Below are 23,473 nucleotides of genomic sequence, written 5' to 3' on the forward strand. Positions count from 1 at the left end.
GTGTGTGCCGTGCGTGTGTGCCGTCCGCCGGGGCCCGCCTGTCCGGGCCGGTCCGTCGGTGCTGCCCGGCTGCGTCGCCCCGTCCGGCCCGGGCCGGACGGGGGAGGCGGTTTCGGTGGGGACGGAAGACGCGGTTGTGGGGCTCGGAGGGCCGGTGGTCAGGGTGTGGGGTTCGGGTCGGGGGCGGTCGGGGCGGTCTGGGCGGTGGGGTGGGACGAGCCGCGTCGTCTTCGTATGCTCCGGGCCGTCGCGCCCGTCGCGCCCGCCAGACAGAGGCCGCCCGTGACGAGCGGGATCAGCACGAACCACGGCGTCTGCCACAGGCTGCCCGCATCACCCGCGAAGAGGACGCCCGCGAGGACGAAGGCGGCGCCCGCCACCAGCCTGCCGGGCCTGAAGTCATGACGCAGCACGGGCCACCTCCGCCTGTCCCACTCCGACCCTGAGGTCGAGATCGATGGTTCCCTTCGCCGCCGTGCCCGAGGCCGGCGGCAGGGTGACCTCCTTGTGCTTGCCCGGCTCCACGTCCACATCCTGTTCGTCGTCGCCGGGCAGCTGGATGTCTCCCAGCCCCACGTCGATCCGTAGCTTCACCGTCACGTCGGGCGGGACGATCACCCGCAGCCGCCCCGCGCCCACCTCGGCCTCGGTGCTCACCGTCTGCCCCTTGGCCGGCGCCAGCCCGGAGAGGTCGAGAGTGCCCTCGCCGGCGCCCAGGTCGTAGGCGGTCCGTACGTCCGCCGCCGTCAGGGGGCGCCAGGTGGTGTCGGTCCAGTGCGTGCCGATGTCCTTCGGCAGGGCGGACGCCCCGGCCAGCAGTCCCGCCGTGACGATGGCGAGGAAGACCGACCCCGCCCCCGTCCGGCCCAGGAACGAGCTGACGGCGATGCCGCAGCCGAGCACGATCAGCGCTGCCGCGAGGCCTGCCTGGAGGCTGGTGCCGAGCGGGTGGTGGTCCCAGGTCAGCCCGGTGGCGAGGCCGCACGCGAGCAGGGCGAGCAGGAAGAGCCAGCCGCCGATCCAACGCGGCCCGCGCGGTTCGGTGTGGGGTGCGCGCGAAGTGCGTACGGCCTCCGGGCGGGGCCCGTGTCCGACGAGGTCGACGCTGACCGCCGACGCGAGGTCCCGGCCGCGGGCATCCCAGGGGCCCCACAGGTAGCCCGTGCCGCCGTCGTGCGTGCCGTCCTTGACTATGGGGTCACGCCACCACGAGGGGTAGGCGGTGGGCGCCGGCGGCGCCTTGGCCTCCGGCGGAGCGTCGGCCACGGCCTGGGCGGCCAGCGGGTCGGGGTCGAAGGAGCCCCGGTGCCGCGACCAGTACCCGGCGCCCGCGAGCAGCAGGGAGACGACGACGGCGAAGGTCAGCACACTGCCGTTCTTCAGCATCGACAGGAACACCCCGCAGCCGACCAGCGCGAACAGCACGGCCGCGAGGGCCTGGCCGTCCACCCGGCCGGTCAGGAGCTTGCGCACCTCGTTCTGCTCGTCGTCGGCGTAGGGGACGAAGAGCCAGGCGAACCCGTAGAAGATGAGGCCGACGCCGCCGGTCGCGGAGAGCACGGCGAGCGTGATCCGGAAGATCACCGGATCCATGTCGCACTGCCGCCCGAGGCCCGCGCACACGCCGGCGAGCACCTTGTGCTCCCGGTCCCGCCGGAACCGGGGAGGAACGGCGGCCGCCGCCCCGCCGGCTTCCGCGGCTCCCGCCGCCGCAGCGTCCGTCGCGGCTTTGACGGCCGCCTCCGCCGCCGTCATCGCGTCCGCCTCCACGGACCCGTTCTGCGCGGACCCGCTCTGCGCGGTGTGGGCGTCCTTCGCCTTCCCCTGTTCTCCGTGCGCGCGAGGGTTCTCACCGGCGGCGCCCGGGGCGCCGGGGGACGAGGCGGCCGCGTCGGACGCGGCGCCCCCGTCGGGCACGGCGTCCGCTGCGTGCTGGTGATCTGTCATGACTCCATGGTGGCGGTCGGACGGCCCCCGCGGCAGTCGGAACGACCCTGGTCGGACCCTGATATCGGCCCTGACCCGAGGCGGGGGAGGTGTTCGACGTGCGGCGGCGTCGAAGATCAGGGGCGTCTCGGGGGCGAACCCTGATGCCCTGCCACGCGGCCCGTGTGACCATCGTTGGCATGCCGGAAGCCGCAGCAGCGCCACTCGTCGAACCGCGGCCGCCGCGCAAGCTCTACCGCAGCAGCGACGGACGCTGGCTCGGTGGTGTGGCGCGGGGGCTCGCCGGGCATCTCGGGCTGCCCGTCGTGTGGGTGCGGCTGGTCTTCGTCGGCCTGTTCATGGCCGACGGGCTCGGCGCTCTGCTCTACGCCGCCTTCTGGTTCTTCGTGCCGCTCGGGATCGGCGGCGTCGGCGACCAGAAGCCGCCGTCCCTCGTCGCCACCGAGACCGCGCCCGACGGCCGCCGCAGAATAGTCGCCCGCAAGCCGGACAAGGGGCAGATCGTCGCCCTGCTCCTCATGGTCGTCGTCGCCGTGGTCTTCGTGGGCAACGTGAACCTGGGCAGCGGCGCCAAGGCGTATCTGCTGCCCGCCGTCCTCGTCGGCGCCGGCGTCGCCCTCGTCTGGCGCCAGGCGGACAACGCCCGGCGGGCCCGCTGGGTCGAGGTCGGCCGCAGACGCCGCACGCTCACGCTGCTGCGCACCGGCGCCGGCGTCCTGCTGGTCACGGCCGGCGTCTCCGGCACGTTCGTGCTGCAGGGCTCCGCCGCCCACCTCGGCTCCGTCCTGCAGGCGGCGCTCGCCGTCATCGTCGGCATCACCCTGCTCGCCGGCCCCTACCTGGTCCGCATGACCCAGGATCTGTCCGAGGAGCGGCTCATGCGCATCCGCGCCCAGGAACGCGCGGAGGTCGCCGCCCACGTCCACGACTCGGTGCTGCACACCCTGACATTGATCCAGCGCAACGCGGAGAACGCCGGTGAGGTGCGCCGCCTCGCCCGTGCGCAGGAGCGCGACCTGCGCACCTGGCTCTACAAACCCGAGGGCACCGGCAAGGAGGAAGCCGACGAGCCGACCACCGTCGCCGAAGCGGTCCGGCGCAACGCGGCCGAGGTCGAGGACAAGCACGGCGTCCCCATCGAGGTCGTCGTCGTCGGAGACTGCCCGCTCGACGACGGAGTCGGCGCACAGATGCAAGCCGCGCGCGAGGCGATGGTGAACGCGGCCAAGTACGGTGGCGAGGGCGGCGCCGTACAGGTCTACGCCGAAGTCGAGGGCAGGACGGTCTTCGTGTCCGTCCGCGACCGCGGACCCGGCTTCGACCTCGACTCGATACCCGGCGACCGCATGGGCGTCAGAGAATCGATCATCGGCCGCATGGAGCGCCACGGGGGCACGGCGCGACTGCGGGCCGTGCCGGACGGCGGCACGGAGGTCGAACTGGAGATGGAGAGGGCGGAGAAGACGTCATGAGCGACCCGAGCAACCCGACCGACACGAACGGCACGACGGGAGCGGGGGCGGCCGAGCCGGCCCACGCCCCCGGCGACAGCACGGGCGGGCGCCATGTGCGCGTGGTCCTCGTCGACGACCACCGCATGTTCCGCACGGGCGTGCAGGCCGAGATCGGCCAGACCGCGCAGACCGGCGTCGAGGTCGTCGGCGAGGCGGCGGACGTCGACCAGGCGGTCACCGTCATCACGGCGACCCGGCCCGAGGTGGTCCTCCTCGACGTGCACCTGCCGGGCGGCGGCGGCGTCGAAGTGCTGCGCCGCTGCGCTCCCTTGATGAGCGACGCCGAACGGCCCGTCCGGTTCCTCGCCCTGTCCGTGTCGGACGCGGCGGAGGACGTGATCGGGGTGATCCGCGGCGGCGCCCGCGGATACGTCACCAAGACGATCACCGGGACCGACCTGGTGAACTCGATCTTCCGGGTGCAGGAGGGCGACGCCGTCTTCTCGCCGCGGCTCGCCGGGTTCGTCCTCGACGCCTTCGCCTCGACCGACGCCCCACCGGTCGACGAGGACCTGGACCGGCTCACCCAGCGCGAGCGCGAGGTCCTGCGGCTCATCGCCCGCGGCTACGCCTACAAGGAGATCGCCAAGCAGCTCTTCATCTCCGTCAAGACCGTCGAGTCGCATGTCTCCGCGGTGCTGCGCAAACTCCAGCTGTCCAACCGGCACGAGCTGACCCGCTGGGCCACGGCACGGCGACTGGTCTGACGGGGCGAGGCGTCGGCGCGCACCGCCCTGAGCCCTCGGGATCAAGACCCTCGCGGTCCTGGCCGACGGCACCGGCGAGATCCGCACCATCGACAACCCGCGCCACATGGACGCGGCGTTGAAGCAACTGCGCCGCACCTCCCGCGTCGTGTCCCGCCGCCAGGGACCGGACCGCCGGACCGGCCGCAAGCCGTCGAAGCGGTGGGAGAAGGCCAACGCCCAGCGCAACAAGGTCCACCACCGGGTGGCGGACCTCCGCACCGACGCCCTGCACAAGCTCACCACCGCGGTCGCCGCCGAGTACGGCACCGTCGTCGTCGAGGACCTCAACGTCGCCGGCATGCTCCGCAACCGGCGCCTGGCCCGCCGCATCGCCGACGCCGGATTCGGCGAGATCCGCCGCCAGCTCACCTACAAGACCCGCCGGCGCCACGCCACCCGCATCATCGCGGCCGACCGCTGGTTCCCCTCCTCCAAGACCTGCTCCGGGCGCGGCGCGGTGAAAGCCAAGCTGCCGCTGCACGTCCGGACCTACACATGCGACGCCTGCCCCCTGGTCATCGACCGGGACACCAACGCGGCCCGCAACCTCGCCGCCCTCGCGGCGGCAGCCTGCACCACTGGTACCGGAGTGGCCGGAGACCAGGGCGCGCAAGCGCCGAAACCTCGTGGAGCCGACCAGAAGACCCGCGCCACCCGTCCCAGCCGCAAGGCCGGGACGGGGCGGGCAGGTGGCGCATTCCCGTACCAGCGGGCGGAAGCGAGAGATCGTCAACAGGACGCTACGGCCCAACTCGGGCCGTGGTGACCTCGTTACGAACCTTTCTTACCGAATGGGTAGGAATTACTGAGAGTCGATGAGACTTTCAGCAACGGGCGGTACACCTAGACCACCCGGGCGGCACCCGCGAAGGGCATCTCGTCGATCGGGGCCACGCGCACCGGGGCCGACGGGTTCGGGGCGTGGATCATCCGGCCGTCGCCGATGTAGAGGCCGACGTGGGAGATGCCGGAGTAGAAGAACACCAGGTCGCCCGGGCGGAGTTCGGAGCGCGACACGCGCTGCCCGGCACCGATCTGGGCGTAGGTGGTGCGGGGCAGGGAGACCCCCGCGGAGCGGTACGCGGCCAGCACGAGCCCCGAGCAGTCGAAGGCGTTCGGCCCGGTGGCCCCCCACACATAGGGGCTGCCGAGCTTCGAGTAGGCGTACGAGACGGCCGCTGCGGCACGGGAGCTGGGGGCGTCGGCGGTGCCGGAGCCGGGCGTCCCGAGGTTCGTGCGCGCGCCGGACGCACCGGACCCACCGCGTGAGGCGCGGGCGCCCGCGCCCCCGCCGCTCGGCTGCTCGCCGAACCTGGCCTGCTCCGCCGCCGTCAGCCGCGACAGCAGGCGGCGCGCCGCGTCCAGCTTGCCGGTGATCGTCTGCTTCTGCTTCTGCAGTTCGGCCCGACGGGTCCGCAGCGCGGTCAGTTCGAGGCGTGCCGCGCCGCGCAGCTGCTCGATCTCGCGCAGCTGTCCGCGCACCCGGGTGACGGCGGCGGACTGGCGGTCGCCGGCCCGTTCGGCGAAGGCGGCGCCGTCGAGGTAGCGGTCGGGGTCGTCGGAGAGCGCCAACCGCACGGCGGGGTCGAGGCCGCCGTCGCGGTACTGCGCCGCGGCCATCGAACCCAGCGCCTCCCGCGTCGCGTTGAGCTTCTCCTCCTTGCGCGCCGCCTCGTCCCGCAGGTTCTTCAGCCGCTGCTCGGCGGCCGTCGCCCTCTCCTTCACGCCGTTGTACTTCTCGGTGGCCTCCTCCGCCTCCTGGTAGAGCTTGGCCACCTTCGCCTTGACCTCGGCGGGAGTCAGTTCCGGCTCGGCCTGCCCGGTCCCGTCGAAGGCGGTCGCCGTCGCCACGCCCGCGAGGGCGATCGTGAAGGCCGTACGGGCTGTACGGCCCGAAGGGCTCGTACGGCCGCCGAGCGAGCGCTGTCGGGGCTTGCGGTGCGCTGCCACGTGGGACTGCACGTCCTTTCGTCGACCGCCCGGCCCGCCGGTCCGCCGCGGGAAGTGCCCCGTGACTGCCGGCCGATCCGTGTCAGGCGGTTCCCGGGCCGTCGGGGGAGCGGATGGACGGCCCGGGCCGCGGCTGACGCGTCCGGCGACGTTCCGCACGGGGAGCGGTCACGCCGCCGGACTTCCTCGGCGGTGGTGGCCGACTGCCGCCCCTGGCCCGGGCGGCGGTGGGGAGCCGGTCACCTGGGGAAGGACGGTAGGCCGGTGATGACGTTTGGGTAACGCGATGTGCGGAAGTGACACGAGCGGACTGCCTGGTGACCGGATGTGTCCCGCTGACCCGGCCGGACGGGGCGGGTTCGCGCGGCGCGCTGACCGAAGGCGGGATTTCGCGACCCGCGGGAGCGGGTCGGTGATATGGCGCATATATGCAAGGACGAGCGGTCCCGCGGCGGAATGCGGGGGAGACCCGCTGGGATGAGGGGTGGGGAATCACGGGCGAACGGCTAACGGCTAACGGCGAACGGCGGGCGGCGGGTGCTGGGTGCTGGGAGCGGGCAGCGCCGGGGGCGGTGTCGGTCAGCGTGTGCGGGCTGATTAGCATCCGGCTTCATCGGGAACCTCCGTGGATACTCCGTCCTTCAGGGCGGAGAGGAAACGGACTCCTGCGGAGCAGGGCAAGATGCGGGGTTTCGCCTCCTGGGCGAAGGACCGCGCTCTGACCAGCGGGTTTGAGCTTCACCTGACGTAACGCTAGTTTGTGAGAGTGACCACGACGCAGGTGAAGCGGGCGTTCAAGTACCGCTTCTATCCCACGGACGAGCAGGCGGCAGAGCTGTCGCGCACGTTCGGCTGTGTCCGCAAGGTCTACAACATGGCCCTCGCCGCCCGCACACAGGCATGGACGCGGCAGGAGCGGGTGAACTACAACCAGACGTCGGCCATGCTGACGGCGTGGAAGAAGACCGAGGAACTGGCGTTCCTCAACGAGGTCTCTTCCGTGCCGCTCCAGCAATGCCTGCGCCATCTGCAAGCCGCGTTCACCCACTTCTTCGGCAAGCGGGCGAAGTACCCGCGCTTCAAGTCGAAGAAGAAGTCCCGCAAGTCCGCCGAGTACACCACCAGCGGTTTCCGCTTCCGCGACGGCGAACTGACGCTCGCCAAGATGCGTGAGCCGCTCGACGTCGTGTGGTCCCGGCCGCTCCCGCAGGGCGCCGAGCCGTCCACGGTGACCGTCTCCCAGGACGCAGCCGGGCGCTGGCACGTCTCGATGCTGTGCGACGACCCGACGCTCAAGCCGCTGCCCGTGAGCGATGCCGCCGTCGGCGTGGACGTCGGCCTCGATCACCTCCTGACGCTCTCCACCGGCGAGAAGGTCGCCAACCCCAGGCACGAGCGCAAGGACCGTTCCCGCCTCGCCCTGGCCCAGCGTCGTCTGGCGAAGAAGGCCAAGGGGTCGGCGAATCGCGCCGAGGCGGCGCGCAAGGTCGCCAGGATCCATGCCCGTATCGCCGACCGTCGCCGTGACGGGCTGCACAAGCTGACCACTCGACTCGTTCGTGAGAACCAAACGATCGTGATCGAGGACCTGACCGTGCGCAACATGGTCAAGAACCGGACCCTGGCCCGCGCCGTCAGCGACGCGGCGTGGTCGCAGTTCCGGAGCATGCTGGAGTACAAGGCCGCCTGGCACGGGCGGGAAGTGATCGCGGTGGACCGCTTCTTCCCCTCGTCCAGGCTGTGCTCCGCTTGCGGCGCCCTCCAGGAGAAGATGCCGCTGCACGTCCGCATGTGGACGTGCGACAGCTGTGGCACGACCCACGACCGGGACGTGAACGCGGCGAAGAACCTGCTGGCCGCCGGACGGGCGGTGTCGGCCTGTGGAGCCGGTGTAAGACCTCAACGGAGTACTCCGGGCGGGCAGTCGGCGATGAAACAGGAAGTCTCACGGCGCGAGCCGTAAGAATCTCCTCCCTTAAGGGAGGGGAGCGTCAAGGACGTACTCATCCACCTCTTCGTCGGCCTGCAGCCTGCACATCATCGGCATCGCCTCGCTCCTCGGCGGCTTCCTCACGCAGATGAAGGCGATGGGCCAGGGCACGGCCCGCTTCGTCCCCGCCATGCTCCACGGCGCGGCGACGATGCTGGTCACGGGCGTGATCCTGGTCGGCCTCAACCAGGCGGACGACCAGAGCGTCGACAACGTCAAGATCGGCGTGAAGCTGGCCCTGCTGATCGTGATCCTCGGTCTCGTCTATGTGAAGCGCGACGACGAGAAGGTGGAGAAGCCGCTGTTCGCCCTCGTGGGCCTGCTCACCGTGGCGAACATCTTCATCGCGGTGCTCTGGACCTGATGTCGGCCCGGGCCGAGCCGACCGCCGCAGCGGCGACGACCAGCCACGCCGCCACGGCGAGCCACAGCAGCGCCTCGCCCGGCCCGTCCAGCGCCGGGACGTCCACGGCGGCTCCGACGGACAGAGTCGCCGCCGCCGTCATCCCCATGGGGAACACGGTCGCCCACCGGCGTTCGTCGTAGCGCGGCCGCGGCCACCGCACCTCGGCGTACAGCAGGACGGCGTACCAGACGTAGTCGAGCACCAGGAGCGCGACGGTCAGTCCGCGCAGGACGGCGGTGTCGTCGGCGTTCCACAGGTACAGGGCGCCGTCGTCGGCCATGAGGAGTTTCGCGCCCGCGAGCGCGGAGACGGAGAGCGCCCCGCCCGCCACCCAGTGGTCCCCTGCGCCCTCGGCCGTCTGCCGGAAGTCGAAGAGGCCCAGGGCGACGCCGTACAGCAGAAGACCGAGCCAGAACAGCACGAGCGCGGTGTGCGCGAGCCAGGCCGCCGACGCGGCCTTCGCGAGCACCGCGCCGAGCACGGCGAGGCTCTGTGGCGCCACGCAGCACAGGAAGACCGCCCCGGGCATGCGCCGCTTCCACCGCCGCACGACCGTCACGAACAGCACCGGCCACAGCGCCGCGGCCAGCGCCAGCAGCGCCTCGGCCAGGGTCTGCCGGCCGCGCGCGGAGATCTGTGTGCCGAGCACGGCCGTCGCCGCGACGGCGGTAAGCGCCCCGGGCGCCCCCGCCTCGGCCCGCCACCGCGCGCGCTCCCGCACCAGCCGGACGACGAAGTCCGCGGCGAGCGCGACCCAGGCGACGCCCGCCATCGCCAGCCAGACGCGGGACAGCGCCTCGTGCCCGGCCAGATGCAGACCGACCGACACGATGCCGGTCGCCATCACGGCGGTCCCGGACGCCGGCGGGCGGCGCGCCCACCAGTCGCGGAGCCGGGAGCGACGCGGGGCGGGCGAGGCGGGCGGGGGTGCGGCAGGCGGGGAGGAGCCGGGCATGCGGCCGATGCTAGAGAGCGCGCCGCGCCGAGCGAGCGGGCCACGCGCGCGTGCCCGCAAAAACGACGTGTGCCGCAAGAACGAGGGGTGCGGGGGTGCGACGCGCGGGGACCTGCGGCGGGGCGGCGCGCGGCGCACGATGTACGCCGCGCGCGCGTGCGTCAGTCGGCCACCGCCGTCGAGGTGGGCCGGGACCCGCCCTCGACGGCGGCGTTCGGCCCGAGTACTTCAGAGACTGCCGCACGCCGGACGGCCCGGCGTCACTTCAGGTGCCGGTCCAGGAACCGGCACCCGTCCTCCAGTTCGAAGAACGGGGTGCCGGTGTGCCCGCCGAGGTTGGCGTGCAGCGTCTTCTCCTTGCTGCCGAAGGCGTCGAACAGGTCCAGGGCCCGTTGCCGGGGGTTCCCCTCGTCGTCCCACTGCAGCAGGAACAGCAGCGGCACGGTGACCCGCCGGGCCTCCTCGCGCTGGGCGCGGGGCACATACCCGCCGGCGAAGAAGCCGGCGGCCGCGATGCGCGGGTCGACCACCGCCAGCCGGATGCCGAGGGCGGTCCATCCTCCCGAGTACCCGACCGGACCGCCGATCTCCGGCAGCTCGAGGAGGGCGTCCAGAGTGGTCTGCCATTCCGGGACCGCCCGTTCGACCAGCGGGCCGATGAGGGACTCGAAGATCTCGTCGACCGGCTCACCCGCCTGCATCGCCCGCCGGAGGTCGGCGCGGGCCTGTTCGTCGGCGGCGGAACGGGGTCGGTCACCGCACCCGGCGGCGTCGATGCTCGCCACCGCGTAACCGCGCGCCGCGGTGTACCGGGCCCGGGCCACCAGCCGGGGATCCGCCTTGGGCAGGCCGTTGTTGTGGGCCATCAGAATCAGCGGTGCCGGCGCGGCGGACTCGGGTGTCCACAGGGTGCCGGGGATCTCGCCGAGGGTGAACTCGCGCTCGAGGACGCCGTCGTCGGCGAGGCGCTGCTCGGAAGTGAGTCGCATGGTCGTGCCTTTCGGGAATGCGCGTGAACGGCGCTCCCGGACGACCTATCGCCCGACCGTGACCCCGGAGGGGAGCACCCATGTCGATACAGCGTTCACGGGTACCACCTCCTCGTCTCTCGCACGGCCGCCAGGAAAGTAGCAGCGGTGGCCGCGATCCGCCAACGGGTTTTCCGCGCAGGGTCCGTGACCGTGACACGGCCCGGCGGCGCCGCCGCGGTCCCTTGGTCGGGCCGGCGCCGGCCCGACGCCCTCAGGCCGGGCGCACCACGCTGTGGATGCCGGACTCGCCGTCGCAGTAGATCGACTCCTCGCGCACATAGGCGCCGGGCTTCGGAGAGTGGATCATCATGCCGTTGCCGATGTAGACCCCGACGTGGCTGACGTCGTCGTAGAAGAAGATCAGGTCGCCGGGCCGGGCGGCGGCGAGCGGGACCGTGACGCCGGCGCCCGCCTGGGCGTGGGTGCTGCGGGGCAGGGTGACCGCGGCGGCCTTCCAGGCGGCCTGGGTGAGGCCGGAGCAGTCGTAGGACCCGGGTCCGGTCGCGCCCCATACGTACGGCTTCCCGATCTGTGCGCGGGCGAAGGCGAGGGCCTTCTCGGCCTTGACGGCGTACGACGCGTCCACGACAGAGCCGGCAGAGGCCGCAGCGCCCGCCGCCGACGCTGTGGTGGGGGACGTCTCATACGCCGTCGGCGCTGCGGCTGGGGGCGCGCCGTACGCCGTCGGCGCTGCGGTCGGGGCCGCCGTGCCCGCCGTGCCCGTCGACTCCGTGCCCGACGGTCCGCCGATCCTCTCTTCGGCGGGCCGGGCGGTCTGCCGGGCCGCTGCCTGCTGGGCCGCCGCCTGCCGGTAGGCGAGCTCCGCCGCGCGCGCGGCCTCCTCCTGCTTCAGCTTCTCGATCGCCGCGAGGCGCGCCGTCTCCTGGGCCGCCAGCCGGGACAGCACCTCGCGTGCGTCGCCGAGCTTCTTCTGGACGGCGGCCTTGGCGGTCCGCAGGCCGTGCTGCGGGTCGGCGGGCGTCGCGAGGCTCTCGGCCGTCTCGTGGCGCCGCTTCGGGGTCGCCGACTGCTCGGCGACGTAGTCGTCGACCGCGCCCTGCCGGCGGTCGGTCGGCCGGTCAGTCAGCCGGTTGCGGCCGGCGTGGTCCTGCTGGGTGTCCGCGAGGAGGGGGGTCGCGGTGGCGGGCGCGGAGGCGCCGGTGCGGTACCGGGCCGCGGCCCGTGGGCCCGGTTCCTCACGCGCCTCGGAGGGGTTCCGGGTGCGCTGGGGGGCGACGTCGTCGAGGAGACCGTCCGCGCGCGTGCGCTGCTCGGTCGTCCTGGGCGTCTTCTCCTTGGCGGAGTTGCTCTTCTCGGTCGCCGACCCCGCCTGGCGGTAGAGGTCGTCGACCTTTTTCTCGACCTCCTCCAGGCTCGGCCTGCCGTCGTCCGAGGGAGCGGCGTTCGCCGACTGGGAGAGCAGGGCCACGGACGTGAGGGCCGCGGTGGCGAGGGCGGGGGGACGTATGCCTGCCATACGCGAAGCCGCGGAGCGTGGCCTGCGATGCTGCGACGCCAAGGGAGGCGACTCCTTCCAAAAGCTCCGCCTGCCGGTCGGCGGTGAGGTCCCGGAGGCCGCCGTCCAGGCACCGGGGAGGGTGTTTCGGGCGGGCGAGCGGAAGGCCGTCCTACGCCGGCCTTCTCCCGACAGGGTCGGGCCGGTTCACCCAGGTTGCGGTGGTCCCCGGAGCCACGCGGCGCGAGCGGGCGCCTCGGCTCCGGCGGAGGCCGCGCGGTCCGGCGGGGTCACCGGTGGAGTCGTACGGCCTGTCCGCACGGTAGCCAACGCGTGTGGCCCGTGTGAAGGTTGACGGGCGATATGCCCGATACATTTTCGTGACCTGAGGGTGGATCCCACGCTCCTGGCCGGAACCGTCGCGGTTCGTGACCGCGGCGGGCCGGAGGGTGAGTGCGCGGCGAAGTGCGGGGCGAAGCGCGAGCGAAGTGCGGGGCGAGTTTTCCGGACGGCGGCCGGTTGTCGGTGGCGCCCCCTAAACTCGGAGAGCGATGAGCAGCCTCTTTGACGACAGCTTCCTGGCGGACCTCAAGGGCCCCCGTGCCCACGAGGAAGAGCCCCCGCCGCCCGAGGACGATCACGGACCGGAGCCGGTCCCGGACGATCTGTTCGGCGGGAAGTTCGACGCGCCCCCGGACCGGGACTCCTACTACCGCGGCGGCGCCCCCCGTCCGGCTCTCGACCCGGCGGCACTCCTGGACGGGCTGAACGACAACCAGCGCGCGGCCGTCGTGCACGCCGGCACACCGCTGCTCATCGTGGCCGGCGCCGGTTCGGGCAAGACGCGCGTGCTCACCCACCGCATCGCCCACCTCCTCGCCGAGCGCCACGTGCACCCGGGGCAGATCCTCGCGATCACCTTCACCAACAAGGCCGCGGGCGAGATGAAGGAGCGCGTCGAGCAGCTCGTCGGCCCGCGCGCGAACGCGATGTGGGTCATGACGTTCCACAGCGCGTGTGTGCGCATCCTGCGCCGGGAGAGCAAGAAGCTCGGCTTCACGTCGTCGTTCTCGATCTACGACGCCGCCGACTCCAAGCGCCTCATGGCCCTCGTCTGCCGGGACCTGGACCTCGACCCCAAGCGCTACCCGCCGAAGTCCTTCAGCGCGAAGATCAGCAACCTGAAGAACGAGCTGATCGACGAGGAGGACTTCGCGGCGCAGGCGACGGACGGTTTTGAGAAGACCCTCGCCCAGGCCTACGCGATGTACCAGTCGAGGCTGCGCGAGGCGAACGCCCTCGACTTCGACGACCTGATCATGACGACGGTCAATCTGCTGCGCGCCTTCCCCGACGTCGCCGAGCACTACCGCCGCCGGTTCCGGCACGTCATGGTCGACGAGTACCAGGACACCAACCACGCCCAGTACGCCCTGGTGCGCGAGCTGGTCGGCACCTCCGAGCACCCTGTGGACGTCCCGCCGAGCGACTACGACCTGCCGCCGGCGGAACTGTGCGTCGTCGGTGACGCCGACCAGTCGATCTACGCCTTCCGGGGCGCGACGATCCGCAACATCCTCCAGTTCGAGGAGGACTACCCGAGCGCGACGACGATCCTGCTCGAGCAGAACTACCGCTCGACGCAGACGATCCTGTCAGCCGCCAACGCGGTCATCGAGCGCAACGAGTCGCGCCGGCCCAAGAACCTGTGGACCAACGCGGGCGAGGGCGCGCGCATCACCGGCTACGTCGCCGACACCGAGCACGACGAGGCGCAGTTCGTCGCCGACGAGATAGACCGCCTGACGGACGCGGGTGACGCGAAGGCGGGCGATGTGGCGGTCTTCTACCGCACCAACGCCCAGTCCCGTGTCTTCGAGGAGATCTTCATCCGGGTCGGCCTGCCCTACAAGGTCGTCGGCGGGGTCCGCTTCTACGAGCGCAAGGAGGTCAGGGACGTCCTGGCCTATCTGCGCGTGCTGGCCAACCCGGAGGACTCGGTGCCGCTGCGCCGGATCCTCAACGTGCCCAAGCGCGGCATCGGCGACCGTGCCGAGGCGATGATCGACGCCCTCTCCCAGCGGGAGAAGATCAGCTTCCCGCAGGCCCTGAAGCGCGTCGACGAGGCGTACGGCATGGCCTCGCGGTCGACGAACGCCGTGAAGCGGTTCAACGCGCTGATGGAGGAGCTGCGCACGATCGTCGAGTCGGGCGCCGGTCCGGCGACCGTCCTGGAGGCGGTGCTCGAACGCACCGGCTACCTCGCCGAGTTGCAGGCCTCCACCGACCCGCAGGACGAGACCCGGATCGAGAACCTCCAGGAACTCGCCGCCGTCGCCCTGGAGTTCGAGCAGGAGGCCGGCGCAGGGGAGGGCGAGGACGCCGCCCCGGCCGGCCTCTCCGACTTCCTGGAGCGGGTCGCGCTGGTCGCCGACTCCGACCAGATCCCCGACGAGGAGGAGGACGGCTCGGGCGTCATCACCCTGATGACCCTGCACACCGCCAAGGGCCTCGAGTTCCCGGTCGTCTTCCTGACGGGCATGGAGGACGGCGTCTTCCCGCACATGCGCGCCCTCGGCCAGACCAAGGAGCTGGAGGAGGAGCGCCGGCTCGCGTACGTGGGCATCACGCGTGCGCGTGAGCGGCTGTACCTCACCCGGTCGTCGCTGCGCAGCGCCTGGGGGCAGCCGTCGTACAACCCGCCCTCCCGGTTCCTGGAGGAGATCCCGCCGACGCATGTGGACTGGAAGCGGACGGGGGCGTCCTCGCCCGTGCCGTCCGGGCCGGTGTCCGGGGTGGCAGCCTCACTGTCTTCGTCCCTCTCGCGTTCCTCGGCGGCGGGCGCGTCCGGATTCGCGACGCGCCGCACCGCGGGGGAGAAGCCCGTGGTCGCGCTGGCCGTCGGCGACCGGGTCACGCACGACCAGTTCGGGCTCGGCACGGTCGTCGGAGTGAAGGGCACCGGCGCCAACGCGGAGGCCACCGTCGACTTCGGCGACACCAAGCCGAAGCGACTGCTGCTGCGGTACGCGCCGGTGGAGAAGCTGTAGGCCGAGCCACCGGGCGGCCCCACCGCCCGGTGCACGCGTGAACCCCGCTTCGGCGGCGGACACTCTGGCGGCCGGTTGCCAGTGGCTGCTGACCGGTGGCTGCTGACCGGCGGGGCGTGGGGTGCGGCGCGGGGCGCGAAGAGCGCTTACGTCGGGAGGCGCTTACGTCGGGAGGCGCTTACGTCGGGTTGAGGCCGTGGCTGCGCAGCCACGGCAGCGGGTCGATCGCCGAACCACCGGCCGGCCGGACCTCGAAGTGCAGGTGCGGGCCGGTCGAGTTGCCGGAGTTGCCCGAGTAGGCGATCGGGTCGCCGGCCTTCACCGTCGTGCCGGAGGGGACGCGATAGGTGGAGAGGTGGCAGTACCAGGTCTCCGTGCCGTCCTTCGACGTCAGGATCAGCATGTTGCCGTAGGCGCTGTTCCACTGGGTGCGCACGGTGCCGTCGGTCGCGGCCATCACCGTCGTGCCGTACGCGACGGGGAAGTCGATGCCGGTGTGCTGCGACATCCAGTTGATGCCGGCCTGGCCGAAGTAGGCGCTGAGGCCGTGCTGCGCGACCGGGAGGGCGTACTTGGGGCGCAGCCGCTCCTTGCGGGCCGCTTCAGCCGCCGCCTTCTTCTTCTCGGCCTCCTGCTGCGCCTTGAGGTCGATGCGCTCCTGCGTGCGGCTGACCCGGTCGCCGAAGTCGTCGGCCCCGGCGCTGAGCGTCGCGAGCTGGCTGTCCAGCTTGGTGTTGGCGGCGGACGGCTTCACCGGCTGAGCGTCCGCGGCGGAGGCCGAGGTCTCCTTGCCGTCGCCGCCGGTGAGCGTGCCGACCGAGGCGGCGGCGATCCCGGCGACGCTCATCACACAGGCCGAGGGCACCGCCACCGTCAGCAGCGCGGAGCGCCTGGCGGGCACCCGGCGCCGGGAACGGTTCGCGTTACGGGTGGCCGCCCGGCCGAGGGGCGCGGAGACGGGATCTTCCTGGTCGTCGAGGAGCGGAAGGGGGGCGCCGTCCGCCGACTCGCCCTCGGTGCCGCTCGCTTCGGTGCCGACCGCCTCGGTGCCGGTCTCGTCGTACGCGAGCTGCTCGAAGGTGGCGGTGGCCTGCTGGTCGAACGGGACCTCGGCCTGCTGCTCGAACTCGTCCGCGGCGGCCTGGGCGAAGATGCCGGACGGGTCGCCGTCGGAGTTCCACTGCGTGGCGTCGTACGCGCCGGTGTCGAAGTTCTGCGTGCCCCATTCCCACTGCTGGGTCGCGTCGGCGGGGCAGCCGGGCTGGTCGGGCTGGAGCCAGGCGCTCGCGTCCCACTGGCCGGAGGCGTCGTGCGCGGTCGCCTGCTGCGGGACGGCGGACAGGTGCTGGTGCTGTCCCGTCTGCCAGGCGGTCGCGTCGTACGCGCCGGAGTCGTGGACGGCGTGGTGCTGGGCCGCGTACGCGTCGTAGTTCAGCGTCTGGTGGCTGCCCGTGTCCATGGCCTGGTGGCTGCCCGTGTCCGCGGACCCGTGGGCGCCGGTGTGCCACTGCGTGCCGTCGTACGTGCCGGTCGCGGTGCCGACGGCGTCGCCCGAAAGCTCGCCGAACAGCGGGTCGGCGGCGGTGAAGTGCCCGGTCGTGTGCGCGCCGGTGTCGTAGCCGGCGGTCTCGTGACCGTCGTACGTGGTGAAGCCGTCGTACGAGACTTCCTGGGTGCCGTACGACGCGTAGTGCGCCGAAGCGGCGTCGGAAGCCGGGGTCGGGGAGGTCATGATTCCCGACGGGTGACGGTCATTCACCAACTTCTCTTTCGTCGACGACAGGGGCTGCCAGAGCAGTGCGGCGACTGTACCCGGCAGTACGCGGGCGCGACAATGTTCTGCAGGTTTCATGCCCGAAGGAAAGGGGCATTCGGCTCTGTTTCGGGGGACGGCGGGCGCGGGCTTGGCTTTACGTTCGAATGACGTTCGATGTTGAACGAGTGGCAGAGGGTGTCGTCAGGCCACCGTGAGGCCGGTCTGCCGGGTGCCGGAGCGAGCGGCGGCGGGCTCCTGCGGTGTCGCGGTGTCGAGGGCCTGCCGTATTCCGGTCGCGACGGCGGGGTGCACGGGCAGCGCGAGATGGCCGATCCCGGTCACCCGGACGTTCTGTGCGGACAGGTCGGGGTGGTCCACGCAGGCGGACTCCAGCGGGTCCATGAGGTGGTCCAGATCGCTCCAGAAGCTGACGAACCTGGTGCGGCACCCCGGCGCGGGCCGGGAGAGCTCCTCGATCACCGCCGAACCCGGACGCATCTGGCGCACGATCGGGTGCGCGTTCGCCAGCGGCGCCACCCGGGTGCCGGAGTGCGGGGTGCCCAGCGTGACCAGGATGCGGACGCGGACGTCACCGCCCAGCCGTTGTACGTAGTAGCGCGCGATCAGGCCGCCCAGGCTGTGCCCGACCACGTCGACCTGCACACTGCCGGTGCGCTCGCAGATCTCCTCTATGTGCCGGCCGAGCAACTCGGCCGCCGTCCGTATGTCACAGGTCAGCGGCGAGTAGTTGAGCGACTCCACGCGATGCCGGCCGTGCTGCGCGAGGCTGCGGCGCAGCAGCACGAACACGGAGCGGTTGTCGATGAACCCGTGCAGCAGCACCACCGGCGGCGGCGCCTGGGTGGGCAGCCGGGCCGGATCCTCGGCGGCGGCCCCCGCGGGCAGGGCGGGACGGACCGGGTCGCGGCGCTCCTGCGCGATGCCGGAGGGGTACAGGAGCAGATGCCCCGCGAGTATCGCGAGGTCCAGAGCGGTCGCCTTGAGGAGGGCCAGGGACAGGCCGGCCAGTCGGCCCGGCAGGCTCGGGAGGTCCGGCAGCCCCGGGATGCCCGGGAAGCCGGGCAGGCCCGGCAGGTCCGGGAACAGACGCTGGCACAGCGGCAGAAGGGGCTGCAGTGCCCGGGTGACCTTCATGGCCGACCTCCTGTCGGCACGCTGAGGACTTCTCTGTCCCCCGTGTGCCCTCGTGGAAGTCGCTGTCGAGGAGGTCGATCGGGCACGGCGGGGCGTGGAGCGGACGCGGCCCGAAGCTCGGGGCGCGTACGGCGTGTGCGACACCCCTTGCACCGCCGACCCTTGCACCGTCGACGTGGCGAGGATCCCTGCCGGTGTGGCGACAGGCTCCCCGCTGTCGTGCCTTACCTGCTCTACATGACCATCGTGCCTGCCGATGCGCCGTACCGCCACGCAGCGCGGGCTGCGACGCGACGAACGGCCACCTCGTTCTGCGGCTTCCTCTGCGCCTCGAACCCCCTGGGACAGGGTGCGAACGGTGCGCGGTGAACGTGTCCCTCCGTGTGATTTCCCCCTCGGTCAGCACCGCGAAACTGCCGGTTGCGGGATGCTGGCGATAACGTTCGTTCACTTCCCCCGGGCGGTGTGGCACGGGGTGTCCGTGGCCTCGAGGATGGACGCAGTCGCTCGAGGGCGGACGGAGTCGCTTCATGGAGGCAGTGATGGGTGTGGCAGCCGGTCCGATCCGCGTGGTGGTCGCCAAGCCGGGGCTCGACGGCCACGATCGCGGGGCCAAGGTGATCGCGCGGGCGCTGCGCGACGCCGGCATGGAGGTCATCTACACGGGGCTCCACCAGACGCCCGAGCAGATCGTCGACACCGCGATCCAGGAGGACGCCGACGCGATCGGGCTGTCCATCCTGTCCGGGGCGCACAACACGCTCTTCGCCGCGGTGATCGAGCTGCTGAAGGAGCGGGACGCGGCGGACATCCTGGTCTTCGGCGGCGGGATCATCCCCGAGGCGGACATCGCGCCGTTGAAGGAGAAGGGCGTCGCCGGGATCTTCACCCCGGGGGCGACCACCGCGTCGATCGTGGAGTGGGTCCGGGCCAACGTCCGACAGTCCGCACAGGCGTGAACCGCTCGGGGTGAGCCCCGCGCTCGGGTCGGTGGTCGAGTCGGTCGTGGGGTCGTGGGATCGTGGGGTCGTGGGTCGAGTCGGTCATGGGGTCGGTGGTCGGGTCGTTGGCGGGTAGGGAACCGGTCAGGCGCCCTGTCCCCGGGGCGCCCGTGGTCCGAGTTCCTCCGCCATCAGGGCCCGCAGCCGCAGTGTCCTGCCCAGCCGCTGGAAAGCCTCCGCCCAGTAACCGCCCGCGCCCGGCGACGCGTCCTCCGGTTCGTCCGGCACTGCCAGCAAGGCGTCGAGGCGGGACGCCTCCGCCGGATCGAGACAACGCTCGGCGAGACCCATGACGCCGCTGAAACTCCACGGATAACTGCCCGCGTCCCGCGCGATGTTGAGCGCGTCGACCACGGCCCGGCCGAGCGGCGCCGCCCAGGGCACGGAACAGACGCCGAGCAGCTGGAACGCCTCCGACAGACCGTGTGCCGCGATGAACCCGGCCACCCAGCCGGCCCGCTCGGACGACGGCAGCGTGCCCAGCAGCTTCGCCCGCTCGGCGAGGGACACCGCGCCCGGTCCGCCCGCGCCGGGCGATGACGGCGCGCCGAGCAGCGCCCGTGACCAGTCGGCGTCCCGCTGCCGGACGGCGGCCCGGCACCATGCCGCGTGCAGTTCACTCAGCCAGTCGTCGGCCACCGGGAGCGCCACGATCTGCTGCGGTGTGCGGCCGCCCAGCCGGGCCGGCCAGGTGGCGAGCGGGGCCGCCTCCAGCAACTGGCCGAACCACCAGGACCGTTCGCCCCGGCCGGGCGGGGCGTGCGGCGACACGCCGTCGCGTTCCATGGCCGCGTCGCACTCGTGCGGCGCCTCCACCAGGAGGGTCGGCGTGTCCTGGGTGTGGTCGACGGCCACGCACGCGCCCGCCCGGACCGCCATGCGGGCGGCGAGCGCCGAGCCCGGCAGCGCCGACAGCAGCTCCGCGGCCGTGGCCCGTACGTTGCGGCTGCGATCCGCCAGCGCCTGCTCCAGGAACGGCTCGTCGCGGGGAGCGAGGCCGGTGCGCAGCGAGTCGAGGAACATCAGCCGGTCCTCGGCACGCTCCGTCGACCAGGTGGCCGCGAGCAGTTCCCGGGCCGCGTCGGGGTCACGGGAGCGGATCGAGGCGAGCAGGGCGACCCGCTCGGCGAACAGGCCCTCCTGCCACAGGCGCTCGGTGCGCTCGGCCTCCGCCGGTCCCGGCAGCGCCGTGCCGCCGCCCGGTGCCGCGCGCAGGGCGAACCGCCAGTCCGGGTTCAGCCGGGCCAGCCACAGGGCGCGCGGGCCCGCGAACTCCAGCGCCGCGGCCCGCAGATCGGTACGCGCGCGTGCTGCGTCGAGCAGCGCGGGGAGGGTTTCGGGGGGTGCGGCGAAACCGCGTGCGTTCACCGCCGTCAGCCACTGGGGCAGCAGCTCCATGAGGTCCGGCGAGGCCCCTCTGCGGCCGCCCGCGACGGCGCCGGGGCGGTCGGCCAGGAGCAGGGCGAGTCTGCGGGCCGCCGCGGTGGGCAGCGGCGTGCGGGGGTCCTCGGCGGCCGGTTCCGGACGGGGCGCCGCGCGGCCGGGGCGCAGGCCGGCACGCCGGCGTACGGTCTCCGCGGCCGCCGCGTCGAGCAGGGCCGTCGGCGCGTTACGGCCCGGGGTCGCTCCCGGGGGTGTACGGCGGTCCGTGCCGAGGAGGGCCGCGGTGATCAGCTCGTCCCAAACGGCGGCCGTGGGCAGGGCTGACGGGGTGTTCATGAAACTCCTTTCTGCCGGCTCTGCCGACTTCGTCGACGCAGCGGGCTCTGCGGGATCCGCCGACTCGGCTGGCTCTGCCGGCTCTGTGGGTGAGGCTCGTTCAGCACAGCCGCACCGCCTCTCCCGGGCCCGTCGGCCAGGCCGTCAGCGGGGTGAAGCCACGGTGTCCGCACTCTCCGAAGACCCGGACGGGGGCGCCGCCGGAAAGGGCCGCCAGACGCCACAGGCCGGGCCGGGCGAGCGCGGCGGAGGTGAGCGGCAGGGCCGTGTCGCCCTGTGCGTCCGCCAGTTGCCAGGAATCGCCGTCCGGCGTCGGGACCACGTCGGCCAGCGTCACCGGGACCGACTCCTGCCAGGGGTCGCGGCGCAGGGCCTCGCCGTAGCGGGCGGCCGCCTCGTGGGTCGACACGCCCGGGGGTCTGGCGCCGGTCGGGGCGGGCGGCGCGAACTGTTCGCCGAGAGCCGCCCGTGGCTGCCCCGCGCCGGGATACGCGGACAGCTCGGCGTCCATTGCGAGGCCCACGGGCAGGGTGACGTCGGGGGACCGGCCGGCGGCGCCGTAGGAGAGCAGGAGCGCGGTGCGGCCCGTGGTGGCCCCGTACAGCCAGATGCGGCGGGTCGTCAGTTTCGGGTCGGGCGTGTCGTACTGGGCGAGCACCAGCCACTGGTCGCGGACCGGCGGGCCGGCCGCTGACGAGGGCAGGCCCACGCGGCTGCGGACGGTCGCCGCGAGGTCCGCCGGCAGCCGCTCGCGGTGCAGCCAGCCCCGGTCGAGGAGGTGCAGCAGCGCGCACTCCTCCAGCAGCCGCACCGGCCAGCCCGGGCCGGAGGCGGGAATGGCACCCAACTCCCGTACCCGCGCCGCGAGTCCGGGTGCCTGTGCGTCGACCATGCGGGCCGCCGTCTCCTCCCACAGGCCGTAGCCGGCCTGTTCGGCGCCGGCCAGGCCGGAGCGCAGGAGATCGGTGAGCCGTTCCTCCAACTCCGTCACCCCGCCGGTGATCCGCGCGGCGCGGCGCTCCGCCCGCCGCCGAACCCCCTCCGCGTCGACGGGGCCGGACGCGGAACCCTCCGCCCCCGCCGCCCGTTTCTCCTGCGTGCGCCGGCGCCCGGCGACCCACTGCTCGGCCCACTCCGGCTCGCGCCCCGCCGGCACCGCTTCCTCTCCGCCCGACCAGAGCAGCAGCAGCCCGAGCGCGTGCTTGCAGGGGAACTTACGGCTCGGACAACTGCACGTGTACGCCGGACCGGGGCCGCCGACCGCGCTCGCGACGTCTACGGCCGTCCGGTACGACGTGCCGCCGCCGCCCCGGCACAGGCCCCACACGATCCCCTCCCGCGAGCTGCCGGTCCCCGACCACGGGCCGGGCGCGGCGAGTTTGCTTCCCGCTTTGCGTGACGCGGAGTCAGGCGCCAGTGCCAGCACCTGGTCCGCGGTCCAGCGCACCCCCTGCTCAGTCATGTCACCGACGGTAGACGCCCCCACTGACAATCGGTCCGCCGAGCCGCGGACGGACCCGGCCGAGGTGACGTTTGCGCAGGTCGGATCGCATTGTCAGTGGCGTGGTGCACGGTGGACACCAGATCCGAACCGGCCGAGATGGAGGGGGGCCCAGCCATGTCTGTGTCCGTAGATCCGACGTCCGTCGACCCGAGTGCGAACAGGCCGGCCGATGCGTTGCGCCCGCACGCCGAGGAGGCTTTCGCGGGCGAACTCGCCGCGCTGGCCGCACAGGACGACCGGCCGCGTCCGGCCCGCTGGAAGCTGTCGCCGTGGGCCGTGGCCACCTATCTCCTCGGCGGCGTCCTGCCCGACGGCACCGTGATCTCGCCCAAGTACGTGGGGCCGCGCCGCCTCGTCGAGGTCGCCGTCACCACCCTCGCCACCGACCGCGCCCTGTTGCTGCTGGGCGTCCCGGGGACCGCGAAGACGTGGGTCTCCGAGCACCTCGCCGCCGCGGTCAGCGGCGACTCGACGCTGCTGGTGCAGGGCACCGCGGGCACCCCGGAGGAGGCGATGCGCTACGGCTGGAACTACGCGCAGCTGCTCGCGCACGGGCCGAGCCGTGACGCGCTGGTGCCCAGTCCCGTCATGCGCGCCATGGCGGACGGGGCGACGGTACGGGTGGAGGAGCTGACCCGTATCCCGGCCGACGTGCAGGACACGCTGATCACCGTCCTGTCCGAGAAGACGCTGCCGATACCGGAGTTGGGACAGGAGGTGCAGGCCGTCCGGGGTTTCAACCTCATCGCCACGGCCAACGACCGCGACCGCGGCATCAACGAACTGTCCAGCGCGCTGCGCCGGCGCTTCAACACGGTGGTGCTGCCGCTGCCGGAGAGCGTCGAATCCGAGGTGGACATCGTCGCGCGGCGCGTCGACCAGATAGGCCGGTCCCTGGACCTGCCGGCCTCGCCGGAGGGCATCGACGAGATCCGCCGGGTGGTGACGGTCTTCCGCGAACTGCGGGACGGCGTCACCTCCGACGGCCGGACGAAGGTGAAGTCGCCGAGCGGCACGCTGTCCACCGCGGAGGCCATCTCCGTCGTCACGAGCGGTCTCGCGCTGGCCGCGCACTTCGGCGACGGCGTGCTGCGGCCGGGGGACGTGGCCGCGGGCATCCTCGGCGCGGTCGTCCGCGATCCGGCCGCCGACCGGGTCGTCTGGCAGGAGTACCTGGAGGCGGTCGTGCGCGAACGCGCCGGCTGGACCGACTTCTACCGCGCCTGCCGAGAGGTGAGCGCGTGAACGGGGAGCACATGAACGGGGAGTACGGGCACGGGGTCGGCACCG

Annotated in this window: 17 protein-coding genes and 1 pseudogene; 8 read left to right on the forward strand and 10 right to left on the reverse strand. The window is 72.7% G+C overall.

What is annotated here, in order from left to right; all coding sequences use genetic code 11:
• Nucleotides 1–158 precede the first annotated feature (158 nt).
• The gene (locus QA802_RS25830) at nucleotides 159–413 is read right to left on the reverse strand and encodes a hypothetical protein (protein WP_334527124.1); all 255 of its coding nucleotides are present in this window, start codon (nucleotides 411–413) and stop codon (nucleotides 159–161) included.
• Nucleotides 400–1,947 (reverse strand): PspC domain-containing protein, encoded by a 1,548-nt coding sequence (locus QA802_RS25835; protein WP_443042178.1) that lies wholly within the window; start codon nucleotides 1,945–1,947, stop codon nucleotides 400–402. Before QA802_RS25835 ends, QA802_RS25830 begins: the two co-directional genes overlap by 14 nt.
• Before the next feature lie 179 nt (nucleotides 1,948–2,126).
• Here QA802_RS25835 and QA802_RS25840 point away from each other — a divergent pair, with 179 nt between their 5' ends.
• Genes QA802_RS25840 through QA802_RS25850 form a run of 3 tightly spaced genes read left to right on the forward strand, consistent with a single transcriptional unit; the run spans nucleotide 2,127 to nucleotide 4,976 of the window.
• Nucleotides 2,127–3,419, forward strand: a complete 1,293-nt coding sequence (locus QA802_RS25840; protein ID WP_319164380.1) for an ATP-binding protein — start codon at nucleotides 2,127–2,129, stop codon at nucleotides 3,417–3,419.
• Nucleotides 3,416–4,168: a LuxR C-terminal-related transcriptional regulator gene (locus tag QA802_RS25845; RefSeq protein ID WP_334527127.1), complete on the forward strand. Its 753-nt coding sequence runs from the start codon at nucleotides 3,416–3,418 to the stop codon at nucleotides 4,166–4,168. Before QA802_RS25840 ends, QA802_RS25845 begins: the two co-directional genes overlap by 4 nt.
• A 40-nt stretch (nucleotides 4,169–4,208) precedes the next feature.
• Entirely contained in the window at nucleotides 4,209–4,976 is a 768-nt protein-coding gene (locus tag QA802_RS25850; protein WP_334534884.1) for an RNA-guided endonuclease TnpB family protein, read from the forward strand.
• Nucleotides 4,977–5,053: 77 nt separating this feature from the next.
• Here the strand turns inward: QA802_RS25850 and QA802_RS25855 are convergent, their stop codons facing one another.
• Nucleotides 5,054–6,160 (reverse strand): C40 family peptidase, encoded by a 1,107-nt coding sequence (locus QA802_RS25855; RefSeq protein ID WP_334527130.1) that lies wholly within the window; start codon nucleotides 6,158–6,160, stop codon nucleotides 5,054–5,056.
• Nucleotides 6,161–6,926: 766 nt separating this feature from the next.
• Here QA802_RS25855 and QA802_RS25860 point away from each other — a divergent pair.
• Both QA802_RS25860 and QA802_RS25865 read left to right on the forward strand, forming a co-directional pair.
• Nucleotides 6,927–8,123 carry an RNA-guided endonuclease InsQ/TnpB family protein gene (locus tag QA802_RS25860; protein ID WP_334519712.1) on the forward strand — a complete coding sequence of 399 codons (1,197 nt, stop codon included), beginning with the start codon at nucleotides 6,927–6,929 and terminating at the stop codon, nucleotides 8,121–8,123.
• Between the two features lie 42 nt (nucleotides 8,124–8,165).
• A pseudogene (locus QA802_RS25865) lies at nucleotides 8,166–8,514 on the forward strand (hypothetical protein).
• Here QA802_RS25865 and QA802_RS25870 read toward each other — a convergent pair.
• The 3 genes from QA802_RS25870 to QA802_RS25880 form a co-directional block, all read right to left on the reverse strand.
• On the reverse strand, nucleotides 8,492–9,511 hold the full coding sequence (locus QA802_RS25870; protein ID WP_334527133.1) for a tellurite resistance/C4-dicarboxylate transporter family protein: 1,020 nt from the start codon (nucleotides 9,509–9,511) through the stop codon (nucleotides 8,492–8,494). The pseudogene QA802_RS25865 and the gene QA802_RS25870 sit on opposite strands and share 23 nt — an antisense overlap.
• A gap of 260 nt (nucleotides 9,512–9,771) precedes the next feature.
• Nucleotides 9,772–10,500 (reverse strand): dienelactone hydrolase family protein, encoded by a 729-nt coding sequence (locus QA802_RS25875; RefSeq protein ID WP_334527136.1) that lies wholly within the window; start codon nucleotides 10,498–10,500, stop codon nucleotides 9,772–9,774.
• Between the two features lie 253 nt (nucleotides 10,501–10,753).
• The gene (locus QA802_RS25880; protein ID WP_334527139.1) at nucleotides 10,754–12,019 is read right to left on the reverse strand and encodes a C40 family peptidase; all 1,266 of its coding nucleotides are present in this window, start codon (nucleotides 12,017–12,019) and stop codon (nucleotides 10,754–10,756) included.
• 530 nt (nucleotides 12,020–12,549) lie between these two features.
• Here QA802_RS25880 and pcrA point away from each other — a divergent pair.
• Complete coding sequence (gene pcrA / locus QA802_RS25885) at nucleotides 12,550–15,048, forward strand: DNA helicase PcrA (RefSeq protein ID WP_334527142.1); 2,499 nt, start codon at nucleotides 12,550–12,552, stop codon at nucleotides 15,046–15,048.
• A 178-nt stretch (nucleotides 15,049–15,226) separates the two neighbouring features.
• Here pcrA and QA802_RS25890 read toward each other — a convergent pair whose 3' ends face one another.
• Together QA802_RS25890 and QA802_RS25895 are read right to left on the reverse strand one after the other, a co-directional pair.
• A complete protein-coding gene (locus tag QA802_RS25890) occupies nucleotides 15,227–16,807 on the reverse strand; it encodes a M23 family metallopeptidase (RefSeq protein ID WP_334527145.1) in 1,581 nt (526 codons plus the stop codon).
• A gap of 198 nt (nucleotides 16,808–17,005) precedes the next feature.
• Nucleotides 17,006–17,959, reverse strand: a complete 954-nt coding sequence (locus QA802_RS25895) for an esterase/lipase family protein (protein WP_334527148.1) — start codon at nucleotides 17,957–17,959, stop codon at nucleotides 17,006–17,008.
• 542 nt (nucleotides 17,960–18,501) lie between these two features.
• On the opposite strand from QA802_RS25895, the gene icmB reads away from it, so the two are divergent.
• On the forward strand, nucleotides 18,502–18,918 hold the full coding sequence (icmB, locus tag QA802_RS25900) for a coenzyme B12-dependent isobutyryl CoA mutase small subunit (RefSeq protein ID WP_057584774.1): 417 nt from the start codon (nucleotides 18,502–18,504) through the stop codon (nucleotides 18,916–18,918).
• A 126-nt stretch (nucleotides 18,919–19,044) separates the two neighbouring features.
• Here icmB and QA802_RS25905 read toward each other — a convergent pair whose 3' ends face one another.
• The gene (locus QA802_RS25905; protein ID WP_334527151.1) at nucleotides 19,045–20,679 is read right to left on the reverse strand and encodes a DUF5691 domain-containing protein; all 1,635 of its coding nucleotides are present in this window, start codon (nucleotides 20,677–20,679) and stop codon (nucleotides 19,045–19,047) included.
• Between the two features lie 100 nt (nucleotides 20,680–20,779).
• Entirely contained in the window at nucleotides 20,780–22,141 is a 1,362-nt protein-coding gene (locus QA802_RS25910) for an SWIM zinc finger family protein (RefSeq protein WP_334527154.1), read from the reverse strand.
• Nucleotides 22,142–22,297: 156 nt separating this feature from the next.
• On the opposite strand from QA802_RS25910, the gene QA802_RS25915 reads away from it, so the two are divergent.
• Complete coding sequence (locus tag QA802_RS25915) at nucleotides 22,298–23,428, forward strand: ATP-binding protein (protein WP_334527157.1); 1,131 nt, start codon at nucleotides 22,298–22,300, stop codon at nucleotides 23,426–23,428.
• The last annotated feature ends 45 nt before the right edge of the window (nucleotides 23,429–23,473 follow it).

This window comes from Streptomyces sp. B21-105 (assembly GCF_036898465.1).
Taxonomy (GTDB): Bacteria; Actinomycetota; Actinomycetes; order Streptomycetales; family Streptomycetaceae; genus Streptomyces.